The 25,661-nt window shown below is 72.2% G+C and carries 21 protein-coding genes; 12 read left to right on the forward strand and 9 right to left on the reverse strand.

From position 1 onward, the window contains the following. Nucleotides 1-54: 54 nt before the first annotated feature. Genes AC4MBH_RS05270 through AC4MBH_RS05280 form a run of 3 tightly spaced genes read right to left on the reverse strand, consistent with a single transcriptional unit; the run spans nucleotide 55 to nucleotide 3,407 of the window. Entirely contained in the window at nucleotides 55-999 is a 945-nt protein-coding gene (locus tag AC4MBH_RS05270) for a PorA family protein (RefSeq protein ID WP_491793296.1), read from the reverse strand. 57 nt (nucleotides 1,000-1,056) lie between these two features. Continuing rightward, entirely contained in the window at nucleotides 1,057-2,196 is a 1,140-nt protein-coding gene (locus AC4MBH_RS05275; RefSeq protein ID WP_491793297.1) for a hypothetical protein, read from the reverse strand. Then, complete coding sequence (locus AC4MBH_RS05280) at nucleotides 2,193-3,407, reverse strand: acyltransferase family protein (RefSeq protein ID WP_491793298.1); 1,215 nt, start codon at nucleotides 3,405-3,407, stop codon at nucleotides 2,193-2,195. The genes AC4MBH_RS05275 and AC4MBH_RS05280 overlap by 4 nt, the downstream gene beginning before the upstream one ends. Before the next feature lie 53 nt (nucleotides 3,408-3,460). Between AC4MBH_RS05280 and AC4MBH_RS05285 the strand changes: the two genes are divergently transcribed. Both AC4MBH_RS05285 and AC4MBH_RS05290 read left to right on the forward strand, forming a co-directional pair. Further along, nucleotides 3,461-4,627, forward strand: coding sequence for an acyltransferase family protein (locus tag AC4MBH_RS05285; protein WP_491793299.1), 1,167 nt, complete (start codon nucleotides 3,461-3,463; stop codon nucleotides 4,625-4,627). Then, nucleotides 4,624-6,705, forward strand: coding sequence for a hypothetical protein (locus tag AC4MBH_RS05290; RefSeq protein ID WP_491793300.1), 2,082 nt, complete (start codon nucleotides 4,624-4,626; stop codon nucleotides 6,703-6,705). The genes AC4MBH_RS05285 and AC4MBH_RS05290 overlap by 4 nt, the downstream gene beginning before the upstream one ends. Before the next feature lie 7 nt (nucleotides 6,706-6,712). Here the strand turns inward: AC4MBH_RS05290 and AC4MBH_RS05295 are convergent, their stop codons facing one another. Continuing rightward, complete coding sequence (locus AC4MBH_RS05295) at nucleotides 6,713-7,576, reverse strand: 2OG-Fe(II) oxygenase (protein ID WP_491793301.1); 864 nt, start codon at nucleotides 7,574-7,576, stop codon at nucleotides 6,713-6,715. Between the two features lie 176 nt (nucleotides 7,577-7,752). On the opposite strand from AC4MBH_RS05295, the gene AC4MBH_RS05300 reads away from it, so the two are divergent. Next, nucleotides 7,753-9,216 carry a bifunctional glycosyltransferase/class I SAM-dependent methyltransferase gene (locus AC4MBH_RS05300; protein WP_491793302.1) on the forward strand — a complete coding sequence of 488 codons (1,464 nt, stop codon included), beginning with the start codon at nucleotides 7,753-7,755 and terminating at the stop codon, nucleotides 9,214-9,216. Further along, nucleotides 9,213-10,352, forward strand: coding sequence for a glycosyltransferase family 4 protein (locus tag AC4MBH_RS05305; protein ID WP_491793303.1), 1,140 nt, complete (start codon nucleotides 9,213-9,215; stop codon nucleotides 10,350-10,352). The genes AC4MBH_RS05300 and AC4MBH_RS05305 overlap by 4 nt, the downstream gene beginning before the upstream one ends. Here AC4MBH_RS05305 and AC4MBH_RS05310 read toward each other — a convergent pair. After that, nucleotides 10,334-10,483 (reverse strand): hypothetical protein, encoded by a 150-nt coding sequence (locus AC4MBH_RS05310; RefSeq protein ID WP_491793304.1) that lies wholly within the window; start codon nucleotides 10,481-10,483, stop codon nucleotides 10,334-10,336. The two genes, AC4MBH_RS05305 and AC4MBH_RS05310, sit on opposite strands and share 19 nt — an antisense overlap. 27 nt (nucleotides 10,484-10,510) lie before the next feature. Further along, nucleotides 10,511-12,247 carry an MmpA family trehalose lipid delivery protein gene (locus AC4MBH_RS05315; RefSeq protein ID WP_491793305.1) on the reverse strand — a complete coding sequence of 579 codons (1,737 nt, stop codon included), beginning with the start codon at nucleotides 12,245-12,247 and terminating at the stop codon, nucleotides 10,511-10,513. On the opposite strand from AC4MBH_RS05315, the gene AC4MBH_RS05320 reads away from it, so the two are divergent. After that, nucleotides 12,239-12,958: a class I SAM-dependent methyltransferase gene (locus tag AC4MBH_RS05320; RefSeq protein ID WP_491793306.1), complete on the forward strand. Its 720-nt coding sequence runs from the start codon at nucleotides 12,239-12,241 to the stop codon at nucleotides 12,956-12,958. The two genes, AC4MBH_RS05315 and AC4MBH_RS05320, sit on opposite strands and share 9 nt — an antisense overlap. 64 nt (nucleotides 12,959-13,022) lie before the next feature. After that, nucleotides 13,023-14,285: a lipopolysaccharide biosynthesis protein gene (locus AC4MBH_RS05325; protein ID WP_491793307.1), complete on the forward strand. Its 1,263-nt coding sequence runs from the start codon at nucleotides 13,023-13,025 to the stop codon at nucleotides 14,283-14,285. Nucleotides 14,286-14,808: 523 nt separating this feature from the next. On the opposite strand, the gene polA is transcribed toward AC4MBH_RS05325, so the two are convergent. Further along, nucleotides 14,809-17,496, reverse strand: a complete 2,688-nt coding sequence (gene polA / locus AC4MBH_RS05330) for a DNA polymerase I (protein WP_491793308.1) — start codon at nucleotides 17,494-17,496, stop codon at nucleotides 14,809-14,811. 56 nt (nucleotides 17,497-17,552) lie between these two features. On the opposite strand from polA, the gene AC4MBH_RS05335 reads away from it, so the two are divergent. Next, nucleotides 17,553-17,984 carry a hotdog fold thioesterase gene (locus AC4MBH_RS05335; protein ID WP_491793309.1) on the forward strand — a complete coding sequence of 144 codons (432 nt, stop codon included), beginning with the start codon at nucleotides 17,553-17,555 and terminating at the stop codon, nucleotides 17,982-17,984. A gap of 18 nt (nucleotides 17,985-18,002) precedes the next feature. Here the strand turns inward: AC4MBH_RS05335 and AC4MBH_RS05340 are convergent, their stop codons facing one another. After that, nucleotides 18,003-18,584 (reverse strand): GNAT family N-acetyltransferase, encoded by a 582-nt coding sequence (locus AC4MBH_RS05340; RefSeq protein WP_491793310.1) that lies wholly within the window; start codon nucleotides 18,582-18,584, stop codon nucleotides 18,003-18,005. 125 nt (nucleotides 18,585-18,709) lie between these two features. Between AC4MBH_RS05340 and AC4MBH_RS05345 the strand changes: the two genes are divergently transcribed. The 5 genes from AC4MBH_RS05345 (at nucleotide 18,710) to AC4MBH_RS05365 (ending at nucleotide 23,871) form a co-directional block, all read left to right on the forward strand. Continuing rightward, nucleotides 18,710-19,456, forward strand: a complete 747-nt coding sequence (locus tag AC4MBH_RS05345; RefSeq protein ID WP_491793311.1) for a DUF554 domain-containing protein — start codon at nucleotides 18,710-18,712, stop codon at nucleotides 19,454-19,456. A 115-nt stretch (nucleotides 19,457-19,571) separates the two neighbouring features. After that, nucleotides 19,572-21,044: a branched-chain amino acid ABC transporter permease gene (locus AC4MBH_RS05350; protein ID WP_491793312.1), complete on the forward strand. Its 1,473-nt coding sequence runs from the start codon at nucleotides 19,572-19,574 to the stop codon at nucleotides 21,042-21,044. Nucleotides 21,045-21,060: 16 nt separating this feature from the next. Continuing rightward, nucleotides 21,061-22,059 (forward strand): branched-chain amino acid ABC transporter permease, encoded by a 999-nt coding sequence (locus AC4MBH_RS05355; RefSeq protein ID WP_491793313.1) that lies wholly within the window; start codon nucleotides 21,061-21,063, stop codon nucleotides 22,057-22,059. Then, on the forward strand, nucleotides 22,049-23,071 hold the full coding sequence (locus tag AC4MBH_RS05360) for an ABC transporter ATP-binding protein (protein WP_491793314.1): 1,023 nt from the start codon (nucleotides 22,049-22,051) through the stop codon (nucleotides 23,069-23,071). Before AC4MBH_RS05355 ends, AC4MBH_RS05360 begins: the two co-directional genes overlap by 11 nt. Next, nucleotides 23,068-23,871, forward strand: a complete 804-nt coding sequence (locus AC4MBH_RS05365; RefSeq protein ID WP_491793315.1) for an ABC transporter ATP-binding protein — start codon at nucleotides 23,068-23,070, stop codon at nucleotides 23,869-23,871. The genes AC4MBH_RS05360 and AC4MBH_RS05365 overlap by 4 nt, the downstream gene beginning before the upstream one ends. A gap of 418 nt (nucleotides 23,872-24,289) precedes the next feature. On the opposite strand, the gene AC4MBH_RS05370 is transcribed toward AC4MBH_RS05365, so the two are convergent. Beyond that, nucleotides 24,290-25,612 carry an ABC transporter substrate-binding protein gene (locus AC4MBH_RS05370; protein WP_491793316.1) on the reverse strand — a complete coding sequence of 441 codons (1,323 nt, stop codon included), beginning with the start codon at nucleotides 25,610-25,612 and terminating at the stop codon, nucleotides 24,290-24,292. Nucleotides 25,613-25,661: the final 49 nt, after the last annotated feature.

The raw sequence follows: 25,661 nt of genomic DNA on the forward strand, positions 1-25,661 counted from the left end.
GACCGAGCCGGTGGACCGGGTCACGGTCCCACGCCGGCAAGACCCTCATCGAGCTCAGCCTCGTGCGCCCACCGGCTCCTGCGGCGAGTGCGCGGAGTGCTGGGCGACGGTGCGGCGGCGGCTCAGCACGATGATCGCGATGCCGGCGATCGTCAGCGGGATGCCGACGATGTAGCCGACCAGGGGGACGACCTTCCGGACGAGCTGCAGGCGGCCCCGGTTGTCCTTGGCGTCGGCGACGCTCGTGGCGACCTGGTCGTCGGTGAACGCGACGTCCAGGGCCAGGAACGGGCTGCCGTCGGTGAGGGTGCGCGCCTGGGTGCTGCTCTGGTCGACGATGGCCCCGGTGAGCGGCTCCACGTTGATCCGGATGGTGTCGTTGTAGAGGCCGGGGACCCCGTCGCTGACCTCGATCTCCTCGTCGACGATCTCCACCGAGAAGACGTAGGTCTCGAGGCCCTTGACGTCCTCGGTCTCCACGTACTCGGCGGTGACGGCGCGTCCCGCCGTCCCGGACCAGTACGGGTAGTCCTTCTTCTCCGTCTCGAACGGGAACTTGTTGACCAGACCGTCGTGCGGGACGGCCGCCGGCGAGAGGTACTTCTGGTCGTTGACGGCGAGGCCGTCGACGCGGTCGGCGGCGAACTCGTCGGTCGACGCGGTGAGCAGGCGCTCCATCGGGTCGTCGGACGAGACACAGTCGGGCGGGTCCTCGATGTCGCGGACCACGCACGACGAGTTGCTGAAGACCACGACGTCGTCGTCGGACTTCGCGGAGTCCGCACGGGTGATGCTGGTGACCCGGACGTCGAACTCGTCGACGCCGTCGGGTCCGGCGAGACCCGCGGTCCCGGCCAACCGCGTGGTCGAGTCGACGTCGAGCGGCGTCTTCATCAACGCTCCGGTCGCGTAGACCTGCATCAGGATCGCGAGGACGACCAGGAACACGCCGACGAAGGCCAGGCCGTAGCCCACCTTCGAGGAAAGAACTGTACGCACGAGCACCCCTCCCAAAGCACTAGTGACCGGACAGTAACGCAGGTTGTGTGGCGGCGGTCACTCTCTGCCGGATGTGTCGACAGGGTTGTTCCGAGCACGTCCCACCAGGGGTGCCACCCGAGGCTCGACGAGACGGACGACGTCCCGGGCGACGCGCACCGTGGCGACGACGAGCAGCGCCAGGAGCAGGATCCCTCCCAGGGCGACGAACCACGCGTGCTCCTCGGCACCGCGGCGGGCAGCGGTACGCAGCACCATCGGGGCCCAGGCGACGGCGACGAACCACGCCGAGGCGGCGGCCGCCCACCGCTGCGGCGGGGACCACTGCACGAACGACGAGCCCGCTGCCGGTGCCTGGTCCGCGGCCAGGCAACATAGGGCGGACAGCACGCCGACCAGGATCAGCCACTCCTGCGCCTCGCCGGATCCCAGGAACGAGGACGCGAGCACGGTGCCCGGCAGGCACAACGCCGCGCCACCGCCGAGGGCGGCCGCGCGGGCGGGCGAGAGTCGTACCCAGCCCGCCGAGGCGGCGGCGGCGAGCATCCCGGCGGCGAACTCGTCAGCCCTCCCCCAGGTGCTCAGCGACGAGCGGTACCACCCGAGGTCGTCGCCCGCGACGACCAGCCACACCGTCGAGGCCAGCACCACGACAGCGCAGGCGCCGGCCAGGAGCACCGGCCGTCGACCGAGCAGCAGCACCAGCCCGAGCGCCACCGCGCCGAGCTGCACGAGCACCGCGAAGACCCAGAGGCCGGACAGGTCGGCCCGGGCGGCCAAGGGGCGCTCAGCCAGGTAGAAGTTCCAGTCGAGCGTCAGGACGTGGCGGATCGAGGTCAGCGTCACCGAGCGCGACGTCGGGTCGGTGTCGTCGACCGACCACACGACCAGCGCCGCGAGGCAGATCGTCGCGAGCAGCACCATGACGACGCCCAGCACCCCCGCCGCGAGCGTGACCGGACCTCGCCAGCCCGCCGCGCGCGCGTCGAGGAGCCGCCGGGTGAGCACGAAACCCACGCAGGCGAGGATCACGCTCAGCGCCTCGTTCCCCGAGCGGAACAGGCTGTCGAGGGGACGGACCAGCTCGAGGTCGGGCGCCGGCAGGAACTGACCGAGCTGGCCGAGCACGTACAGCACGGTGGCGCCGCCGAGCAGCCCGAGCACGATGGGGGGCGTCCGCAGACCGGCCCCCTTCATGACGCGGGCCCGGCCGGGGCGTCCGGGCGCATCCGGAAGACGGGACGGGTGGCGAGGAGCCGGCGCACCCGCCGTTCGACGTACCGCTCCAGGAGCACCACGACCACCGCCACGATCGCCAGCGCCAGCGCCGAGCGGGGAACCCAGTGCCACGAGGCGGTGTGCCGCGCCACCACGATGAACACCGGGAGGTGCCAGACGAAGATCGACAGGGACGCGTTCCCCAGCGTGGTGAACGGACCCCACGACAGGAACCGGACGGAGCGGGTCGGGCGGTCGTTCTGCCACACCGCCGCGACGGCGAGGCCGGCGACCGCCGTGAACGCGAGGCTCCACGGGCCGAGGTAGCCGAAGTCGCCCAGCATCGGGAGCGTGAGCTTGAGCGCGAGCAGGGCCAGCAACGACACCCAGAGCACGTGGTGCCACCGCCAGCGGACCATCGCCGGGAGGGCGAGAGCGACCACCACGCCCCAGATCAGGCCGTCGGCGCGGGTGGTGGTGAGGGTGGAGGCGAAGATCCAGCCGCTGCCGTCACCCAGCACGTCCTGGCGGTGCTGGTAGACGAGCGCGACCAAGGCGACCAGCAGCGCGGCCAGGGCCAGCCGGCGGCGCCCCGCCACGGCGATCAGGAGCGGCAGCACCAGGTAGCACTGCTGCTGCACGCTCAGGTACCAGAGGTGCCCGAGCTCGCCCTCGACCTGGAGGAAGTCGTCCCGCCCGAACAGGTTGAAGGTGTAGGTGAGCACGTGCATCACGTTGTGCACGACCGCGCGACCGTCGTACGCCGCGCCGCCCTCGAGGCGCAGCACCAGCGCGACCGCGGCGCACAGGAGCACCAGCTGGGGGCCGAGGCGCACCAGGCGGCGCAGGTAGAAGCGCATCGGGTCGAGCACCCCGCGCTCGTGCTCGCGCAGCAGCCCGAGGGTGACGACGAACGAGCCGACGACGAAGAAGACGGTGACCGCACCGCCCCCGAGCAGCCCGTTGACGATGGGCACGTCGTAGACCTCGCCGCGTGGCCAGAGCTTGCCCGTCGCGTGGTTGACGACGACGGAGGCGATCACCAGCCCACGCAGGCCGTCGAGCGCGGCGACCCGCACCGCTCGTCGGTCGGGTCCGCGGGGCGTGGTCGCCGCCGTGACGGGGGCGGCCGAGGTCACGGTCGTGCCGATCGGCGGCCGCGCGGTCGAGCAGTGCCCGAGCAGCGCCACCTGCCGTCGCGAGGAGTCCCCGGGCGGTGAGGTGCTCGCATAGAGTTCCCGGCATGGCGAGCGGGGACGAGTCGGTGCGCCCTGCGCGGCTCCGGACCCTCGACGGCGTCCGTGGCTACGCCATCGTGCTCGTCATTCTCTCCCACGGCTGGATCCTATGGCCGACCGACGGGCTCTACTCCCGCACCTGGTCGCGGGTGTTCTTCACCAGCGGGAACGCCGCGGTCTCGGTCTTCCTCGCGGTCGGGTTCTTCCTCATCACCAGTGCCGTCCTGCAGCGCGAGGGGCCCCTGTCGCTGCCGTCGGCCGGCCGGACCCTGCTGCGCCGGGGGGTGCGGCTCGGCGGTCAGGCCTACGCGCTGCTCCTCCTGGTCGTGGTCGTCACCACCCTCGACCCCGGGTCGTACGAGGGCCAGGACACGCCCAGGTCGCTCCTGCACATCGCGACCTTCACCTGGAACTGGTACCTGCACGACCACTCCGACGTCGCCCGCCCCGACCTCGGGCACCTCTGGTACCTCTCCGTCGACCTGCAGATGCTGGTCGTCGTCCTGGTGCTCCTCCTGCTGCTCCGCCACCGGCCCGCCCGCCTGGTCGCCTGGCTCGCGGCGCTCCTCCTGCTGTCGTGGTGGTGGCGCCACCACATGTTCGCCCTCGAGCCGTCGGGCGTGGCGCTGCGCACCTGGGCCCGGGGGGATGCCGCCCTGGCCGGTGCGCTGGCCGCCGCGTGCCTGCCCTACCTCCGGCCGCTCGCCGACCGGGTCGACTACCGCGTCGTCGCCCTGGTCAGCACCATGACCCTGCCGGCATCGTTCGTCCTCACCTCCGACCTGGGCTGGTACTTCGGCCTGGGCGGGATCGTCCTCGACCTGAACCTGATGGCCCTCGTGGTGGGGTGCACGCTGGCGGCGCCTCCCGTCGTCGTCCGTCAGGTCCTCGCCAACCGGGTGGCGGCCACCCTCGGCCGCTACTCCCTCGGCGCCTACCTGTGGCACTACCCCGTGTTCTGGTACGTCTCGACGCAGTCCCCCCAGATGTCCTGGCTGCCCAAGACCCTGCTCGCGGTCTCCGCCACCGTCGTGATCGCCGTCGCGATGCACGCCTACGTCGAGCGGGCGGTGCAGCGCGTGCTGGACCACCCGGCCTGGCGGCCGCCCGCGACCGACCCCGGGCACGCGGACGCCACCCCCGTGGCGTCGCCGGACCGGAGCGCTCCTTGACGACGGCGTCCACCAGCCCCACGACCGTCAGCACCGAGGCGGGGTCCCCCGAGACCAGGAGGTCCGTCGTACGCCCCGACCGTCGTCGACGGTGGGTCACCACCTGGGGACTCCTGGTGGGAGGCGTCGCCTACCTCGCCTCCCTCCTCGACTACGGGACCGACCTGGGCCGACAGGCCAACGGGTTCGGGTTCGCCTCCACGTTCTTCGACACGCAGGGCCGCGCGTTCCTCGACGGCCGGCTGTCGGTCCCGCCCGGCAGCCTCGGCATCGAGGGCTTCGTGCAGCGCGGCTCGGAGTACACCTACTTCGGCCCGTGGCCCGCGATCGTGCGGCTGCCGGTGCTCGTGACCACCTCCGAGTTCGACGGCCGGCTGACCGTGTTGTCGATGCTGCTCGCCTTCGTCGTCCTGGCGCTCGTGCTCCCGCGGCTCCTCTGGCTGGTGCGCGACCTGATGCGACCGGACGAGCCGGTGAGCACCGTCGAGTCCGTCGCCCTGGGAGCCGTCCTGGCCCTCGCGGCCGGCGGGACGTCCCTGACCTTCGTCGCCTCGCTGCCCTGGGCCTACCACGAGGTCTACGCCTGGTCGGTCGCGTTCACGGTCGGCTCCATGTACTGGTTGTTGCGCACCATGGTCGAGCCGAGCCGGGCCACGGTGGGGTGGCTGTTCGCCTTCGCGACCGGGTTGATCCTGACCCGCGCGACCGGCGGCTGGGCCGTGTGCCTGGTCGCGCTGGCCGTGGGGTGCTGGCTGTGGAGCGGGCGCCTGGGACCCGACCGGCGGCGCTGGGGCACCCGGGTCGTGCTCGTCGCGGCGGCGGCGCTGCTCGTCGGGGCGACGGTGAACTGGCTGAAGTTCCGCCACCCCTTCGCCTTCCCGCTGGAGGACCAGCGGTTCACGGAGATCAGCGCGCAGCGCCGCGAGGCGCTGGCCGCCAACGGCGGCAGCATCATGGGCCCGCAGTTCTTCCCGACCGCGCTGTCGGCGTACTTCCGGCCCGACGGGCTGCGGTTCGTCGACTACTTCCCCTGGGTCACCCTGCCGGCCGAGCCCGTGACACCGACCGACGGGACGGTCATCGACCAGAGCTACCGGACGGCCAGCGTGACCAGCCTGATGCCGTGGCTCCTGCTGATGACGGTGGTCGCCACGTGCGCGGTGTTCCGCCCCGGGGTCGACCTGGGACGCCGCATGCTCCGGGCGCCCCTGGCCGCGGGCGTGCTGATGACCGGAGGCGTGATGGCCTACGGCTACTTCGCGACCCGGTACACCGCGGAGTTCGTGCCGGCCCTGGTCCTGGGCGGCTTCATCGGCACCGTCGCGGTCAGCCGGGTGCTCGAGCGCGCCCCCCGCCTGCTGCGCGTGGGGTTCGTGGGTGTGGCCACCACCGCCGCCGCGCTGGGCATCGCGGCCAACCTCCTGCTGGGGCACGCAGCGGTGGCGACCACGACGCGCGGCGCGGACCTGGAGTCCTACCTCGAGCTGCAGCGGCGCCTGACGCCGGACGCCCAGGCCCGGCTCGTGACACAGGCCGACCGTCCTCCGGCGCCCGACGAGGGCGAGACCGACCAGCTGTGGGTCGAGGGCGACTGCGACGCCTTGTACCTGCACACCGGCGACCGCTACACGCCGTGGCTCCTGGTCGAGCGGCGCGACCTGGTCGTCACTGTCTCCCTCGACGCGGACCTCGACTACGCCCGGGTCAAGCTGTTCGAGTCCGACACGACGGTCCTCAACGAGGTCTACCTGCAGGCCGTCTCGGCGGACAAGTTCCGGCTCCAGGTCAAGACCGAGGAGGACATCTTCTCCGGGCCGTGGATCGAGCTGCTGCCCCCGCACGAGGTGCGGGTGGGTGCCCGGGTGGTCGCGCAGCTCAGCTATGCCGACATCACCTCACAGCCCGGCGGCCACCTCGCCTTCCTGCGCGCGTTCGAGGTCGACGACGACGGCAACGCCGCGCCGGTCGCGGTCGGGGTCGCCGCCCCCGACCTGGCCAGCCCGCCCGACGGGGTCCGGGTCGAGGTCACGCCCGGGGTCGACCCCGCCGTGTGCAGGAGCGTCCGACCCGCCTCGTGACCGGTTGCTAGCGCCCGCCGCCGGACCTGCGGCGGCGCAGGCGGTGCACCCGGGTCAGGACCCGGCTCACGTGCTCGTCGGAGATGCCGAGCCGGCGCTTGGCCCGGTCGTAGAAGTCGAGGGCCGTGCGGTCGGCCCGGATCGCGGCCTTCTTCAGCAGGCTCTCCTCGGGGCGGGCCTGGTAGTTGGTGGACCGGCGGACGGCGCCGTCCTCCTCGGTGAAGTAGTAGAGCGCCATCGAGCGACGCGCCACGTCGGGCGGGCAGGTGAGGCCGTCGGGGTGGCCGTGGAAGGTGTCGGCCGCGGTGGTGAACACGAGCATCCGGTTGCCGGCGGGGGTGACGCGCGCCTGGCAGGCGGTCATGTCGCGGTCCCACAGCTCGAGCTTGCCGCCCCACTCGTCGTGCCACTCGTCGTTGAGGTAGAGCAGGATGTTGACGCGGCGCGCCCAGTTCTCGTGCGTGTGGTGCGTGGTGAAGTCGGCGTGGATGTTGAGGTGACCGCCCCGCAGGGTCTGGTGCAGTCCGCCCCCGTCCATCGTCCAGTCGGGGATCAGGTCGTCGATCCCGGTGAGCTCGGAGAGGAACCGGACGAACTCGGGCGAGCAGAACTCGCGGGCGACGTCGTGCAGCGTCGGACCCCACGTGTCGGGCTCGGTGTTGGAGTACTTCGTCTCGTTGACGTGGAGGTAGCCCTTCCAGAACTCGTCCCCGATCCCCGGGAACTCGCCGACGGCCTTGTCGAACACCTCGGGGCGCAGGACGTCGTCGAGGACGAGGTGCGGGAAGGGCTGCGCCGAGCCGTACGCGACCTTCTTCGCCTCCAGGTCGGTCTGGAGGCTGGCGAGGTCGACGAGCGGGGTGTGATCCACGCTGGAACTATGCCACGCGTCACATCGCGCGCCGTCCACGACTACAGTGACGTCACGGTCCGCCGAGGGAGGCAGTCGCGACCATGCGACTGGCGGCGGCCGAGGGAGCTGACATGACCATCCGGCACACTCGCGCACGCCCACGCCCAGACCGAGCCACCCCCGCACCAGGTGCGGTGACCGAGCCGTCGTGGTCGGCGACCGGTCTGCGGGTCGGGGTCCTGGTCGTCGCCTACAACGCAGCCACGACGCTGGCCCAGACGCTGTCGCGACTCCCCCCGTCGTTCGCGGAGAACGTCGCGCACGTCCTGGTCTGCGACGACGCGAGCTCCGACGACACCTACGAGGTCGGGCGGCGCTTCCAGGAGGGGTCGAGGCTGCCGCTGACGGTGGTGCGCCACGAGCGCAACCTCGGCTACGGCGGCAACCAGAAGGCCGGCTACGCCTGGGCCATCGCCGAGGGTCTCGACGTCGTCGTGCTGCTGCACGGTGACGGGCAGTACGCCCCCGAGTGCATCGAGGACCTGGTGCGCCCCCTCGCCCGGGGCGAGGCCGACGCCGTCTTCGGCTCCCGCATGATGCGACCGGGAGAGGCCCGCGCCGGCGGCATGCCGACGTACAAGCTGGTGGGCAACAAGATCCTGACCCGCCTGCAGAACCGGCTCGCCGACCTCGACCTCTCGGAGTGGCACAGCGGCTACCGGGCCTACCGGGTCGACGCCCTCGAGGACCTCGACCTCGCGTCCTACAGCGACGGGTTCAACTTCGACACCGAGATCATCCTGGGCCTGCACGAGCAGGACAAGAAGATCCTCGAGGTGCCGATCCCGACCTACTACGGCGACGAGATCTGCTACGTCAACGGCCTGCGCTACGCCAAGGACGTCACCGGCGACGTGGTGCGCTTCCGGCTCCGGCGGATGGGCTTCGGGCAGCGGGGCCCTGGGGTCGACACCGACGCCTACGAGCTCAAGCCGTCCGAGCACTCCTCCCACGGCGTGCTGCTGCGGTGGCTGGCCGCGACGGCGCCCAGCCGCGTGCTCGACGTCGGGTGCTCGGACGGCCAGTTCGCCGCGCTGACCCGGGGACTGGGGCACACGGTGACGGGGGTCGACCTCGTCAAGCACGAGGGCATCGTCGACCGGGTCGACCACTTCGTCGAGGCCGACCTCAACGCGGGTCTGCCGGAGCAGGCCGGGCACGACTACGGAGTCGTCGTCGCGGGCGACGTGCTGGAGCACGTCATCGACCCGGCCGCCCTGCTGACCGACCTCGCCGCTCGCCTCGACGACGGCGGCGAAGTGCTCATCTCGGTGCCGAACTTCGCGCACTGGTACCCCAGGGCGCGGGTCGTGGCCGGTCGCTTCGACTACGACCAGCGCGGCCTCCTCGACCACGGCCACGTGCGGTTCTTCACGCGCCGCAGCCTCGAGGCACTGATCGACCAGTGCGGTCTGCGGATCATCGAGAGCGCCACGGTCGGGTCGCCGTTCGACGTCGTGGCCCGCGGGACCGACCCCGAGTCGGCGGCTGCTCGAGCCGCGCGGCGCGTCGCGGTCGCCGACCGGGCCGCGACCCGGGCCTGGCCGACCATGTTCGGCTACCAGTTCCTCTACCGCCTCGGCCGACAGAGTCCTTGACCCGGGGGCGGCAGCGCGCGGCCCACCCGGACCGGCTCCGGATCGCCATCCTGACCTGGCGCGACTCGACCCATCCCGACGGTGGCGGCTCGGAGGTCTTCGTCGAGCAGGTCGGCCGGGGGCTGGTGGCCCGCGGGCACGAGGTCACGGTCGTCTGCGCCCGCCACCCGGGGTCCGCAGCGGACGGTGACCTCGACGGGGTGCGGCTGCGCCGCACGGGCGGACGGCTCACGGTCTACCCCCGGGCGCTGCTGTGGACGTGGCGCCAGGGACGTCGGCTCGACGTGGTGGTCGACGTGATCAACGGCCTGCCCTTCGGCACCCCGCTCGTACGCCGCCGCGGCCTGGTCGCGCTGGTGCACCACGTCCACCAGCGGCAGTGGCACATCATCTACCCGGGCCTGCGCGGCCGGATCGGGTGGTGGGTCGAGCGGGTCCTGACCCCGCGCCTGTACCGCGGCGTGCCCCACCTGACCGTCTCGGAGGCGTCGAAGGCCGACCTCGCGGTCATCGGCGTCGACCCCGGCCTCGTCCAGGTCGTGCGCAACGGGGTCGACCACCGCCCGGTCGCCGGCCCCACGTCGGCCACACCGCGTCTGGTCGTGCTGGCACGCCTGGTCCCGCACAAGCAGATCGAGCAGGCCTTCGAGGTGGTCGACCGCCTGCGCGACCGACTGCCCGGCCTGCACCTCGACGTCGTCGGGGAGGGCTGGTGGCGCCCCGAGCTGGAGGCAGCCCTCGACCGGCAGCGGCTCCGGGACGACGTCACCCTGCACGGCCGCGTCGACGACGCCGAGCGCGACCGGCTGCTCGCCAGGGCCTGGCTGATGCTGTTGCCGTCGGTCAAGGAGGGCTGGGGCCTGGCGGTCATGGAGGCCGCCGTGCAGGGCACCCCGACCGTGGCCTACCGGCACGCCGGCGGACCGACCGAGTCGGTCGCGGACGGCGTCACCGGGCTGCTCGCCGACGACCTGGACGGGTTCGTCGAGGCGGCCCGGGTCGTCCTGGAGGACGACGCGACGCGGTCGCGGATGTCAGCGGCGGCGCGACGACGTGCCGCGAGCTTCGGCTGGACGAGGACCGTGGACGAGGTCGAGCGGACGCTGCGGCGCGTCGGTCAGGTGTCGTCGCCGTAGGTGAGGATCGGCGACTTCGCCGGGTTGGTGTCGGGGGCCGAGGTCTGCGACGCGACGAGTCCGAACGTCAGGACGCTGGCGGTGACACCTCCGGCGATGATCGGAATGACGAGCTTGAGCACGAACGGCACGATGGATCCCCTCTCCCTGGTCAGACCCTAGCACCGGACGGTGCCCGCGGGGGGGCTCCTCGGTCCGCGCCGCCGCGCGCGCGACGCCGCAGCCGCCGCCAGCGCGGTCAGTGCTGCCGCCGCAGCCAGTCCGACGGCGAGACGCCTCGCCCCGGAGGCGCCGGGCGGACCCGCGGCGGCACCCGGCACGGCGTACAGCGCCATCTCGGCGTCGCCGTGGACCTGCTCGAGCCCGGCCAGGTCGAGGTCGGGCGCCGCGGGGTCGTCGCGGTAGACCAGCACCCAGGCGACCGCCTCGGCACGCATCGCGTCCAGCACGGGCCCCTCCTCGAGGGCGTCGCCGATCGCCGCGGCCCGTTCGCTCTCCCCGCGCACGAGCACCGAACCGACCTGGAGGTCGTCGGAGACGAGCACGCGCCGGTCGAACCACCGCACCGCCGGGTCGGACGACGTGAGCCCGTGGCCCCAGCGGAAGCCGCGGTAGGCCCGCCACGGCAGGACGGCCAGGTCACCCGGCTCCCCCTCCAGCCGGTCGGCGACAGCGTCGAAGCCGGCCGGGAACGTGACGGGGTCGAGCGTCCGGGCCGTCGTCACCGACCCGTCCGGCAACAGCACGACCGGCAGCGGCACGGCGACGAGCGCGACGGCTGCGACCACCTCGGACCCGTGCCGACGTACGGCACCGACCGCCCGGTCGGTCACCACCCCGACCGCCACCACCGCCAGGAGCACGTAGGGCGCCAGGAACTTCTGCGAGTCGCGCAGCAACCCGGCGCCCGGCACGTGACGGACTGCCTGCTCGAGGACCTCGGTGCCGGCCGGCACGACCGGGAGCACCGCGAGCGCGAGGCCGCCCGCCGCGAGCAGCACCAGCCCGCGGGGACCGCCCAGCGCCGGGAGGGTCAGGAGCCGGCGACCGGCCAGCAGCAGGGCGACGACCACGACCACCGCCGTGGCCGGGCCCCACCAGCCCTCCCGCGAGCCGGGCACGCTGGTGCTGTCCCAGATGCCGCCGAGACCGAGGAGGGCGACCAGCGGCCCGCTCCTCCCCTCCCCGTCGGCGGCGAACGCGGCGACGCCGGCAGGGTCGGAGGGGCGGACACCCGTGCCGAGCAGCGAGGCCACCAGCCACGGGAGCTGCAGCGCCACGCACCCCGCCGCGACGGTGAGCACGGTCCGCCGCGAGGTCGCGGCGACGGCGAGGAGAGCGGCGGCGGACGCGACGAGACCACCGGTCGGCGTGATCGAGGCCAGCCCGACCCAGAGGACCAGCGCACCCGGCCCGGCGCCGTCCTCGCGCACCCGCCGGGCGGCGAGGAGGATCCAGGGCAGGACGGCGTACGACGCCAGCAGGGCCCACTGCCCGAGCGTGAGCCGCTCGACGACGTAGGGGTTCCAGACCGCGAGCCCGCCGGCCGTTAGCCGCGCGACCACGCTGAGGTCGGCCAGGAGGCGGTGTGCACCCCACCCGGCCAGCACCAGGAGGCCGGGCACGAGCACCCGCGCGAGCACTCCCCCGTCGACCAGTCCGTCCAGGGCGGCGACCCACGCGTCCAGCGGGACGGCACGGGGGGCGGTGTCGGCGAGGCCCCAGGTCGCATCGGTCCACGGCTGCCGCGGCACGAACACCAGGTCGCGCGCCAGCGGGTGCCCCGAGCGAGTCAGCAACGGCCAGCAGAGGACGACCGCGAGGAGCAGGGGCCAGGCGTCGAGCACGACGCCGCGGACGCGGGCACCGCTGCCTATGCTCGCCCGGTGACCCACGCCGCAGAGCCTAGGGGCGCGTTCGCCGAGGCCTTCGCGCGTGCCGAGCGTGTCCCCGGCTGGCTCACCCGTGCCCAGGCCCGGGTGCTGCACGACGCCGCGGCGCAGGTGGGGCCGGGCCACGCCGTCGTCGAGGTGGGCAGCCACCACGGGCGGTCGACGATCGTCCTCGCCGCCGCCGCGCGCCCCGAGGTGCTCGTCGTCGCGGTCGACCCGTTCCCCGCCTCCTGGCGCTACGGCGGGACGGACACCGAGCAACGGTGCCGCGCCAACCTCCGCGCGGCGGGCGTGGCCGAGCGGGTCGACCTGCGGGTCGCGACCAGCGACGAGGTCCGGGCCGGGTGGGACCACCCGGTCGGGCTCGTCTACGTCGACGGCAAGCACGACTACTGGTCGGTGGTCGCCGACCTCGGGTGGAGCCGCCACGTCGTCCCCGGCGGGCGGGTGCTCGTCCACGACGCCTACTCCTCGCTGGGCGTCACCCTCGGCCTGTTGCGGGTCGTGCTCACCTCCCCCGCACTGCGGTACGACGGCCGCACCGGCTCGCTCGCGGCCCTGACCCTCGCGCGGCCGGGGGTGCGGGACCGGCTGCGCGCGCTCCGGCCGCTGCCGTGGTGGGTGCGCAACCTGGTGGTCAAGGTGCTGCTGCGGGGCCACCTGCGACGCGCGGCCGCGGCCCTGGGCCACCGCGGGCCCGACGACCCCTACTGAGGGTCCACGGGGCCGGCGCTCCGCGCCTGGGTCCGGCGCCACCGCTGTGGAACACTCGCGTCTCGTGTCCGAGCAGTCCACGACCCGACCTCCCGGGACTGCGGCGCCGAGGAGCGCTCCCAAGGGCGGCGTGATCGCCGTGGCGATCGGCGTCATGAACATCGCGACGTACGGCTTCACCATCGTCGCCGCCCGGGCCCTCGGTCCCCAGCAGTACGGCGCCCTCGCGGCCGTGATGAACCTGCTGCTCGTGGTCAGCGTCGCCTCGCTGGCCCTGCAGGCCACCGCCGCCCGGCGGGTCGCCTCGACGCCCGGTGACGTCCACGAGATCGAGATCGGGGTCCGTCGGGTCACCTTCCGCGCCGCGCTGGGGCTCGGCGGCGCCCTGGTCCTCGCGGCGCCGCTGGTCAACTGGGCGCTGCGGCTCGAGAGCCTGCTCACCGCCGCGCTCGTCGGGCTGATCGCCGTCCCCCTGACCGTGATGGGCGGTCAGGCCGGCATCCTCCAGGGCGAGCGCCGCTGGCACCCGCTGGCCCTGCTGTACGTCGCGGCCGGCGTGCCCCGCCTCGTCCTCGGCACCGCCCTCATCCTGTGGCAGCCCGAGGAGCTGACCGCCACCGTCGGCGTCCTCCTCGGCGCGCTGGCGCCGGTGGTCGTCGGCTGGTTCGCGCTGCGCGAGCGCGGCCACGTCCACCACGAGCGCACCGACGCCGACCACGGCGGGCGGGCGCTGGTGCGCGAGTCGATACGCAACTCCGGGGCGCTGCTGGCGTTCTTCGCGTTGGCCAACGTCGACGTGATCGTGGCCCGCAACGTGCTCAGCGACCACGACTCCGGCCTCTACGCCGGCGGACTCATCCTCACCAAGGCGGTGCTGTTCCTGCCGCAGTTCGTCGTGGTCGTCGCCTTCCCCGACATGGCCGACGCCGGCGGACGCCGCCGCGCGCTGCGCCTGAGCCTGGCCCTCGTGGCGGTGCTCGGCGTGGTCGGGGTCGCGGCGTCGTACCTGCTCTCGAGCGTGGCGCTGGTCTTCGTCGGCGGCAGCGACTACGCCGAGGTCGAGCAGCGGCTCTGGCTCTTCGCGATCCTCGGCACCCTCCTCTCGATGATCCAGCTGCTCGTCTACGCCCTCCTCGCCCAGGAGGCCGGCCGCTCCCTGCTGGTGCTCTGGGCCGCCCTGCTGGTCATCGGCGTGGTCGCCGCCACCGTCGCCGACTCCGTGGTCTCGCTGGTGACCATCGTGGTCGCCGTCGACGTCGTGCTGTGCGCCGTGCTGCTGGTCCCGGCGCTCCTGATGCGACCCAAGGTCGCCGTACCCGCCGACTGACCGACGTCGGTCGAGGAGGTCGGTCGCGACCGCTCGACACCACGCTGGTCGAGGAGGTCGCCCCCGACGGCGACCCACGCTGGTCGAGCCGGGCGAGCGCCAGCGAGCCCGAGTCGAGACCCGGCGGGGATGCCTACCCCCGGGGGTCTCGACTCGCGGAGACTTCGTCCCCGCGGCTCGACCACCGTCGGTGACCGGCCGTCGTACGACGCCCCCGACGGCAACCCACGCTGGTCGAGCCGGGCGAGCGCCAGCGAGCCCGAGTCGAGACCCGGCGGGGATGCCTACCCCGGGGGTCTCGACTCGCGGAGACTTCGTCCCCGCGGCTCGACCACCGTCGGTGACCGGCCGTCTTACGACGCCCCCGACGGCAACCCGCGCTGGTCGTGCCGGGCGAGCGCCAGCGAGCCCGAGTCGAGACCCGGCGGGGTGCCCGGCTGACGGTGGTCTCGAGGCGGTTGCCAGCGCAACCTCGACCGACGTCGGTCGAGGAGGTCGGTCACGACCGTCTCGAGACCTCGTGTCAGTGCGCGGCGTCGTGCCAGGAGCGGCCGGTGCCGACGGAGACGTCGAGGGGGACGGTGAGGTCGGCGGCGCCGGCCATCTGCTCGCGGACGACCTGCTCGAGGGCCTCGGCCTCGCCGGGGGCGACCTCGAAGACGAGCTCGTCGTGGACCTGGAGGAGCATCCGGGACCTCAGGTCGCTGTCGTCGAGGGCCTGCTGGGTGCGCAGCATGGCGACCTTGATCAGGTCGGCGGCGGAGCCTTGGATGGGGGCGTTGAGCGCCATCCGCTCGGCCATCTCGCGGCGCTGGCGGTTGTCGCTGTTGAGGTCGGGCAGGTAGCGGCGGCGGCCCATGATGGTGGAGGTGTAGTCGTCCTTGCGGGCCTGCACCACGACGCCGTGCAGGTAGTCGCGGATGCCGCCGAACGTCTCGAAGTACTCGTCCATCAGCCCCCGCGCCTCGCTCGGCTCGATGCCGAGCTGCTGACCGAGCCCGAACGCCGACAGGCCGTAGGCGAGGCCGTAGTTCATCGCCTTGATCTTGGCGCGCTGCTCGACGCTCACCTCGTCGGCCGGGACGTCGAAGACCCGCGAGGCCGTGATCGAGTGGAAGTCGCGCCCGGACCGGAACGCCTCGATGAGCAGCTCGTCCTCGGAGAGGTGCGCCATGATCCGCATCTCGATCTGGCTGTAGTCGGCCGTCAGCAGCGACTCCTGCCCGGGCCCGACCACGAAGCCCTCACGGATGCGGCGGCCCTCCTCGGTGCGGATCGGGATGTTCTGCAGGTTGGGCTCGGTGCTGGAGAGCCGGCCCGTGGCCGCGATCGTCTGGTTGAACGTCGTGTGGATGCGCCCGTCGGCGGCGACGGTCTTGAGCAGCCCGTCGATGGTCTGGCGCAGCCGGATCACGTCACGGTGGCGCAGCAGGTGGGCCAGGAACGGGTGCTCGGTCTTGACGTGCAGCGCCTGCAGCGCGTCGGCGTCGGTGGTGTAGCCGGTCTTGGTCTTCTTGGTCTTCGGCATCTCCAATTCGTCGAACAGCACGGCCTGCAGCTGCTTGGGCGAACCTAGGTTGATCTCGCGACCGATCGTGTCGTACGCCGCCTCCGCCGCGCGGCGCACCTCGCGGTCGAACTCGTCCTGGAGCGCCTCCAGGTGCTCGACGTCGACGGCGATGCCGGTCTGCTCCATCCGGGCCAGCAGGTGCACCAGGGGCAGCTCGACGCCGGCGAGCAACGGACCGCCGCCCCGCTCGTCGAGCTCGACGTCGAGCGCCTCGGCGAGGTCGAGCACGGCGCGGGCGTGCAGCATCGCCGGGCCGGCGACGTCGGTGCCCTCGTCGAAGAGCAGCCCCTGGTCGTCCTCGGCCTGTTCCTGCTTCAGCTCGCGCTTGAGGTAGCGCACGGTGAGGTCGGCGAGGTCGTAGGTGCGCTGGTCGGGTCGGACCAGGTAGGCGGCGAGCGCGGTGTCGCTGACGACACCGGCCAGCGGCCAGCCGTGGGCCGCGAGCGCGAGCTCGGGCCCCTTCGCGTCGTGCAGGACCTTGGGCGCGGCCGGGTCGCCCAGCCAGGTCTTGAGCGCGGCGTCGTCGTCGGGGGTGAGCGTGGTGGTGTCGAGGTAGGCGGAACGACCGGTGGCGGTGGCCAGGCCGATGCCGTCGACGTGACCGGTGCCGCTGCCCCAGCCGCCGCGCACGTGCAGGCCCGTGCGGACGCCGTCGAGCTCGGCGAGCCAGGCACCGACGGTGCCCGGCTCGAGCGCCTGGCCCTCGAGCTCGAAGCCGCCCTCCTCGAGCACCTCGACCGAGCCGACCTCCTCGAACAGGCGGTTGCGCAGCACCCGGAACTCGAGGCCGTCGAAGAGCGTGTGGACCTCCTGGCGGTCCCACGCCTGACGCTCGAGCTCGCGCGGGTGCAGGTCGAGGTCGAGGTCGCGCACCAGCGCGTTGAGCCGACGGTTGCGCATGACGTCGCCGAGGTGCTCGCGCAGCGCCTCGCCCTTCTTGCCGGTGATCTTGTCGGCGTGCTCGATGACGCCGTCGAGGTCGCCGTACTGCTTGAGCCACTTGGCGGCGTAGCCCTGGCCCACCCCGGGCACGCCGGGCAGGTTGTCGGAGGTCTCGCCGACGATGGCGGCGAGCTCGGGGTACTGCGTCGGGGGGACGCCGTACTTGGCCTCGACGGCGGCGGGGGTCATCCGCGCCATCTCGGAGACGCCGCGCATCGGGTAGAGCAGGGTCGCGTCGTCGGTCACGAGCTGGAAGGCGTCGCGGTCGCCCGAGAGGATCAGCACCTCCATGCCCTCGGCGAGGGCCTGGGTGGTGAGCGTGGCGATGATGTCGTCGGCCTCGAAGCCGGGCTTCTTCAGGTAGGGGATGCGCAGCGCGTCGAGCACCTCCTCGATGAGGGGCAGCTGGCTGCTGAACTCGTCGGGCGACTTGTTGCGCTTGGCCTTGTACTCGGCGTACTCCTCGAGCCGGAAGGTCTGGCGGGAGACGTCGAAGGCGACCGCGATGTGGGTGGGCTGCTCGTCGCGCAGCATGTTGATGAGCATCGAGGTGAACCCGAAGACCGCGTTGGTGTGCTGACCGGTGGTGGTGGAGAAGTTCTCCACCGGCAGCGCGAAGAACGCCCGGTAGGCCAGCGAGTGGCCGTCGAGCAGCAGGAGGCGCGGTCGGCCGGCGGGGTCGGGGGTCGCATCGGTCACGCGGCCGACACTATCCGCCGCCACGGACGGTCCGCCGCCCCGGCAGGATGGCCCGCATGAGCGAGGAGAACGAGTCCGTGGCCGAGGTGCTGGCGGCGATGCCGATGGGCACCCTCAACGACAAGATGGGCGTCGTGCTGGGCGAGGTGACCGCCGAGCGGGTCACCGCGACGATGCCCGTCGAGGGCAACCAGCAGCCCTACGGGCTGCTCCACGGCGGGGCCTCGGTGGTGCTGGCCGAGTCGCTGGGCTCGATCGGGTCGGCGATCCACGCCCACCCGATGGACAAGGTCGCGGTGGGCGTCGACATCAACGCCACCCACCACCGCTCGGCCACGTCCGGGCTGGTCACCGGGGTCGCGACGCCGGTGCACCTGGGCCGCTCGAGCGCGTGCTGGGAGGTCGTGATCAGCGACGAGCGCGGCAAGCGGGTGTGCACCGCGCGGATCACCTGCGCGCTGGTCCCCCGGGCGCAGCTCGGGATGTAGCAGCGCGGGCGTGCGGCGTCAGCTGGACGGCGTCGCCGGCTGGGTACGCCGCATCGAGCGGCGGGCGGCCAGCACCCGGGTGAGCTGGCGACCGCCGCTGCCGGGCGCGACCGAGGGCCGCTGCGCGGTGAGCCGGGCCCGGACCGCAGCGGTGGGCGCCACCCGGTAGGTGGCGAGGGGGCCGAGGGCGAGCCGGGCCATGAACCGGTTGCCGTCACGGGAGCCGGCGGCGACGGCGGTGCAGACCTGGGGCACGCCGCACTCCTCGGCGAAGGCCACCGCGGCCTCCATCAGCATCCGGCCGACGCCGTGCCGGCGGAACTGCGGCAGGACGTGCGGTGAGAGGACCTGGAGCGCCGGCTCGAGGTTGAGCGAGGTGACCGTGCCGACCTTGAGCAGCACCGCGCCGGCCGCCTGGCCGTCGTAGTCGGCAACCACGAGTCGCTGCTCGGGCGAGGTGGCGGCCGCCTTGACGAGCTGCTCGACGTCGGCGACCTGGTCGTGGTGGTCGCACCGTCGTAGGACGGAGGCCCACAGGTCGGCCAGGAAGGGAGCGTCATCAGGCTCGGCCTCGCGCAGGGCCACCATCGATCGCGACACCGACAACCTCCTGCTCCCCCGCCGACCAAGACGTCGGCGCCCGGTCGGACACCGGGGTCGGGTACCCGGTCGCCAGCGAACACTACGCTCAGGGCGCTCGTCGTGACAGAGGAGGTCCACAGCCCGTGTTCCCCGGCATCGGCACCGTCGTCAACGTCGCCGCCGTGCTCGTCGGCGCGGCGATCGGCCGCCTCGTGGGCAACCGGCTGCCCGAGCGCACCCGCGACCTCGTCACCGACGGCCTCGGCCTCGTCACCCTGCTGATCGCCGCCACCTCGGCGATGGCCGTGCTCGACCCCGGGCTCGCCGACGAGGTCGGCAGCAGCGCGCCGATGCTGATCGTGCTGGGGTCGATCCTGCTCGGCGGCATCGCAGGGTCGCTGCTGCGGCTGGAGAGCCGGGTCGAGGGGATCGGCGGCTGGTTGCAGCGACGGCTGGCCGGCGACCGGGGCTCCGACGAGCGCCAGCGCTTCATCGAGGGCTTCGTCGTGTCCTCGCTGATCTTCTGCACCGGGCCGCTGACGATCCTCGGCGCGCTCGACGACGGGCTCGGCAACGGCGCCGACCAGCTGTTCCTCAAGTCCACCCTGGACGGGTTCGCGGCGATCGCCTTCGCCGCCTCCTTCGGGTGGGGCGTCGCGGCGAGCGCGGTCACCGTGGTCGTCGTCCAGGGCAGCCTGACACTGCTGGGCGTGGTCCTCGGCGACGTCCTGCCCGACCCGCACCTGGCCGCGATCACGGCGACGGGAGGGCTGCTGCTGGTCGGCGTCGGCCTCCGCCTGCTGCGGATCCGCGAGGTCCCGGTGGCCGACCTGCTCCCCGCGCTGCTGGTCGCTCCCCTCCTCGTGAGCCTGGTCACCACGTTTCGGTGAGACAACATTTCGGTGTCTGCTGGGCGAGCAGCGCACGGACAGGTCTATTGTCCTGCGCACGGTGCCCCATCCCGGCACACAGATTCGGAGGGACCCCTTGCGCACGCCTGCCCTTATGCGAGCCCGGACCGGGCCGACCAGGAGGAGTGGTGCTCACGGCTTCGCGCCGCTGCTGGCCGCGTTGCTCGCCGCCCTGGTCGTCCTCGGCCTGAGCCTCGCCCTCGCCCCACCCTCCTCGGCCAGCACCACCGACGACCCGTCGGAGAGCGCGACCACCGAGCCCGGCACCGACGACGGCACCGCCGACCCGTCGGGCGGGGGCGTGTGCGTCTTCCCCGAGAACCAGGACAGCCAGATCCACATCAAGGGCTGCCTGCGTGACCAGCGCTCCGAGCCGCCCACCCCCGTCGAGGGTGTCACCGTGACGGTGGAGGGGCCCGACGGCGCGGTCGTCGAGGAGGTCGTCACCGACAGCTCCGGCGTCTTCGACGTCGCGCTGCCCGGCGACCCGCTGACGAACCTCAACCAGGACTTCGTCATCAAGATCGACACCGAGACGCTCCCCGAGGGCTCGGCGCTGCGCAACCCCGAGCAGGTCGAGCTGACCGCCAACTTCAACACCACCAGCGACTACACGGTCACCTTCCCGATCGACGACCCGCTGCCCGACCCGCCCGGCAAGCTCATCCGCGGCCTGCAGCTGCTCGTCGGCGGCATCGTGTTCGCCCTGCTGCTCGCGATGGCGGCGCTCGGGCTGTCGATGATCTTCGGCACGACCGGTCTGACCAACTTCGCCCACGGCGAGCTGATCACCTTCGGCGCCCTGGTCGGCTTCTGGATCGACGACCTGCCCGGCGCGATCGACCTCCCGGTCGTCGGCAACGTCACGATCATCGTCGGGGTGGTCGCCGCGTTCATCGTCGGCTCGCTGTTCGGCCTGGCCAACGACCTGGCCCTGTGGGGACCGCTGCGGCGTCGCGGGACCGGCCTGATCGCGATGATGATCGTCAGCATCGGTCTCTCGATCTTCCTGCGCAGCGTCTTCCAGTACCTCGTGGGCGGGCAGAACCGGAACTACTCGCAGTACTCCTCGGTCGAGCCGTGGAGCATCGGCCAGGTCCTCATCACCTCCCGCGACGTCGCGGTCGTCGCCATCGCCCTCGTCGCCCTGATCGGGGTCTCGGCGCTGCTGCAGTACACCCGGCTGGGCAAGGCGACCCGCGCGGTCGCCGACAACCCCGCGCTGGCGTCGTCGTCCGGCATCAACGTCGAGCGCGTCATCGGCGCCGTCTGGACCGTCGGCGGCGGCCTGGCCGCCTTGTCCGGCGTCCTGCTCGGCATCACCCAGGGCTTCAACTTCCAGCTCGGGTTCAAGATGCTGCTCCTGGTCTTCGCCGCCACCGTGCTCGGCGGCCTGGGCACCATCTGGGGCGCCATGGTCGGCGCCCTGGTGATCGGCACGTTCGTCGAGGTCTCGACGCTCTTCATCCCCTCGGAGCTGAAGTACGTCGGTGCACTGGTGATCCTGATCGTCGTCCTGCTCGTCCGCCCCCAGGGTCTGCTCGGCCGCGCCGAGCGGGTCGGTTAGTCGCAAGGGAGACACCGTGGACTACGGGAGCATCCTCAGCTTCACGATCGAGCAGGCCTTCGGCCCGCTCGCGATCGTCTACTGCCTGGCCGCCATCGGCCTCAACGTGCACTTCGGCTACACCGGGCTGGTCAACTTCGGCCAGGCCGCCTTCCTCGCGGTCGGCGGCTACACGATGGCCTCCTTCGTGGCCGTCTTCGGGCTCGGCCTCTGGCTGGGCATGGCCGTCGGCATCCTGCTCGCGGTCGTGCTGGCCCTGCTGCTCGGCATCCCGACCCTGCGGCTGCGGGCCGACTACCTCGCGATCGTCACGATCGCGGCGGCCGAGATCATCCGCCAGACGCTCGGCTCGGTGACCTTCGACCGCAAGTTCGACCTCGGCGGCCAGGACGGCCTGCAGAACAACTTCGTCAAGGACTTCCGCGCCCTCAACCCGCTCGACGACGCCGTCGTCATCGGCCCGTTCGAGTGGGGCCGCAACGACGCCTGGGTGATGATCGTCGGCTGGATCGTCGTCGCGCTCAGCCTCCTCATCGTCTGGCTGCTGATGCGCGGCCCGTGGGGCCGGGTGCTGCGGGCGGTCCGCGAGGACGAGGACGCCGTGCGCAGCCTCGGCAAGAACGTCTACGCCTACAAGATGCAGGCGCTGGCCATCGGCGGCGTGTTCGGTGCCCTCGGCGGCTTCGTCTACGGCCTGTACAAGAACGCCGTGATCCCCACCGACTACGCCACCGACACCACGTTCTACGCCTTCACGGTGCTGCTCGTCGGTGGCGCGGCCCGGGTGCTCGGTCCGCTCGTCGGCGCCATCATCTTCTGGGGCCTGCTCAGCGGCCTCGGCGCCTTCTTCACCCAGGCGGCCCGCACCGACCTGCTGCCCGAGTGGCTGATGAGCGGTGACCAGGCCAGCCTGATGCGCTTCATCATCCTCGGCCTGGCACTCATGGGCCTGATGATCTTCCGCCCGCAAGGCATCTTCGGAGACCGCAAGGAGCTGGCGATCGATGGCCGCTGACAACCCCTCCCTCGAGAAGCGTCCCGGCGGCTCCCACGCCGCCGGGACCGCACCCTCGTCGTCCTCGACCCCGGTCGGAACCCCGGTCGGCACCAAGGACGACGTCTTCGCCGACGTCGAGCGCGAGCCCGGCGCCCGCAAGCCCGACCCGATCGTGGTCGCCACCGGCATCAAGCGCACGTTCGGCGGCCTCGTGGCCGTCGACGTCGACCACGTGGAGATCCAGCGCGGCAAGATCACCGCGCTGATCGGTCCCAACGGCGCCGGCAAGACGACGTTCTTCAACCTGCTCACCGGGTTCGACCAGCCCGACGAGGGCTCCTGGTCCTTCAACGGGACGCCGCTGTCGAAGATGCCGGCGTACAAGGTGTCGCGGCTCGGCATGGTGCGCACCTTCCAGCTGACCAAGGTGCTGGCCAAGCTGACGGTCATCGAGAACATGCGCGTCGGCGCCACCCACCAGCAGGGCGAGAAGCTGTGGGCGGCGATGTTCTCCTTCCTCTGGCGTCGCCAGGAGCACGAGATCACCGCGCGTGCCGACGACCTCCTCGGCCGCTTCCTGCTCGACAAGAAGCGCGAGGACTTCGCCGGCTCGCTGTCCGGCGGCCAGCGCAAGCTGCTGGAGATGGCCCGCGCGCTGATGGCCGACCCCGAGCTGGTGATGCTCGACGAGCCGATGGCCGGCGTCAACCCGGCCCTGAAGCAGTCGCTCCTCGGTCACGTGAAGTCGCTGCGCGACGAGGGCCGCACGGTCCTGTTCGTCGAGCACGACATGGACATGGTGCGCGACATCTCCGACTGGGTCATCGTGATGGCCCAGGGCAAGGTGATCGCCGAGGGGTCGCCGGATACCGTGATGGGTGACCGTCGCGTCATCGACGCCTACCTCGGCGCTCACCACGACCAGGAGCTCACCTTCGAGGCCGAGCAGCAGATCCTGGCCGAGGCGGAGGCCGAGATCGCCGCAGTGCACGCCGACGAACCCGGCGAGAAGTCTGGAGACCACGCATGACCGAGAATCCGCTGTCCCAGCGTCCCGGTACCGACGAGGGTGCCGCCACGGTGCGCGAGGCACACCTGCGCGAGGCCGACAACGCCGTGCTGCGCGCCGACGCCCTCGTCGCCGGCTACCTGCCCGGCATCAACATCCTCAACGGCTGCGACCTGTACTGCGCCGAGAACGAGCTGGTCGGCATCATCGGCCCCAACGGCGCCGGCAAGTCGACCCTGCTCAAGGCGCTGTTCGGCCTGGTCAAGGTCGGCTCCGGCACGGTGAAGCTCAAGGGCAAGGACATCACCAACCACCGCGCCGACTCCCTGGTCACCCAGGGCATCGGGTTCGTGCCGCAGAGCAACAACGTCTTCCCGTCGCTGACGATCCAGGAGAACCTGGAGATGGGCTGCTACCAGCGCCCCGCCAGCTTCAAGGAGCGGTTCTCCTTCGTCAGCGACCTCTTCCCCGCCCTCTACGACCGCCGCGCCCAGCGCGCCGGCTCGCTGTCGGGTGGTGAACGCCAGATGGTGGCGATGGGTCGGGCACTGATGATGGAGCCGTCGGTGCTCCTGCTCGACGAGCCGTCCGCCGGCCTCTCCCCCGTGCTGCAGGACGAGGTCTTCGTCCAGACCCGCCGGATCAACCGCGCCGGCGTCTCGGTGATCATGGTCGAGCAGAACGCCCGCCGCTGCCTGCAGATCTGCGACCGCGGCTACGTCCTCGACCACGGCCGCAACGCCTACACCGGCACCGGCAAGGACCTCTCCACCGACCCGAAGGTGATCGAGCTGTACCTGGGCACGCTCGCCAAGGTCTGACCGGCGCCCCCGCGTCACCTCGTCGCTCCGCTCGCCCCCGTGGGTCGGGCGGAGCTGGCGTTTTAGGTCCGGCGGCGGCGTTCGGGCCGGATTGCCCGGGAAGTTCAGAGTTCCCCGGTTCACCGGTGAATCCCCGACCCCGGGCCCACGACTTCAGACTTCCCCGGTCCACCGGTGAAAAATCCCGACCCCGCCTCCCGCCCCGGTCCGACCACACCGCCGGCGCCCCGGGGCACCGCCAGGGCGCCGGGCCGGCGGCGTCGTCGCGCCGCGGCAGGGGTGGGCGCAGCGGTCGCCGGCGCAGCCCTCGACCCCCGTCGGTGACGGTCACGCCACCGGAAAACGGCCACCGGGCCCGACCCCCGAGGGGGCCGGACCCGGCGTGTGGTGCACGGTCAGGTGACCGACGGGGCCTCGATCACTCGAGGACGCCGCCGACGGAGTCGACCTGCTCGTAGGTGTTGCCCTTGCTGTACTCCTGGATGCCGATCGTGGCGGAGTTGGGGCTACCGGTGTCGTTGAAGTCGACCGGGCCCGACGCACCGTCGAAGTCGATGTCCTCACCGGCGGTGAGGAGCTCGACGCACTCGGCGTACTCGGTGCACTTGGTGCCCTCGCGGGAGATCTCCTGCAGCTTCGAGGCGATCGCCTGACCCGAGTCGTCCTTCGCGGCGGTGGCGGCCAGGGCCACCATCACCATGGCGTCGTAGGACTGCGGACCGTAGGTGAAGTCCTCGAGGGGCTTGTCGGCCGCACCGTTGAGGCGGTCGTTGAAGCCCGGGTCGACCTCGGCCGGGGCCGGGAAGGTGCCCTTGACGCCGGTCAGGTCGAACTGCTGGTCGCTGTAGTCGGCCATGTTGCCGTCGACGAAGTAGTACTGGACCTTGTCGGGACCGAGACCCTTGGCGATGAGGCCGGGGATGATCTTGGTGACCTCCTCGAAGGTGATCAGCACGATCGCGTCGGGCTTCGCCGCGGCGAGCTGGTTGATCTCGGCGGTGAAGTTCTCGGCGTCGGCGGAGTAGAGGATGTTCGCCGGGACGTTGGCACCCTTCTCCGTCAGCGTGGTCTCGACCTGCTCGGCCAGACCCTCGCCGTAGGCGTCCTGACGCGCCATCACGGCGACGTTGGAGAACCCGTCCTGGACGGCGAGGTCACCGAGGACCTGGCCCTGCAGACGGTCGGACGGCGCGGTGCGGAAGTACAGGCCCTTGTCGTCGTAGGTGTCGAACGCCGGGGCGGTGTTGGCCGGCGAGAAGTGCACGACGCCGGCGCCGGTGATCTTGTCGATGACGCTCAGCGAGACGCCGGAGGCAGCGGCGCCGATGACGACGTCGACCTTCTGGCCCAGCAGGGCGTCGACCGACTGGCCGGCGATGTCGGGGGTGCCGTCGCCGGAGTCCTCGAGGAGGAGCTTCTCGTCGAGCGGCTGGCCGTTGACGCCACCGGCCTCGTTGATGTCGTTGATCGCGAGCTGGACGCCCGCGATCTCCGGCGGGCCGAGGTAGGCGAGGTCACCGGTCGTCGGCAGCAGGGCGCCGACCTTGAGGGTGCCGTCACCGGTGGGCGCGGGGGCTGCTTCGCTGCTCTCCGAGCTGCCCTCCGAGGGCGACTCGGACGCGGAGTCGCTGGCGCTGTTGTCGTCGCTCGGCTCGTCCTCGCCGCCGCATGCGGACAGGGCGAGGGCGGCGACGGCCGCGAGGGCGGCCGCGCGGCGAGCGGTACGTCGGGTGGGGGTCAAGATTGCCTCCAACTTTCTCGGGCGGTCCGGGCCGGCGGCCCGGAACGGG

The sequence above is a fragment of the Nocardioides sp. WJ219 genome (assembly GCF_058559815.1).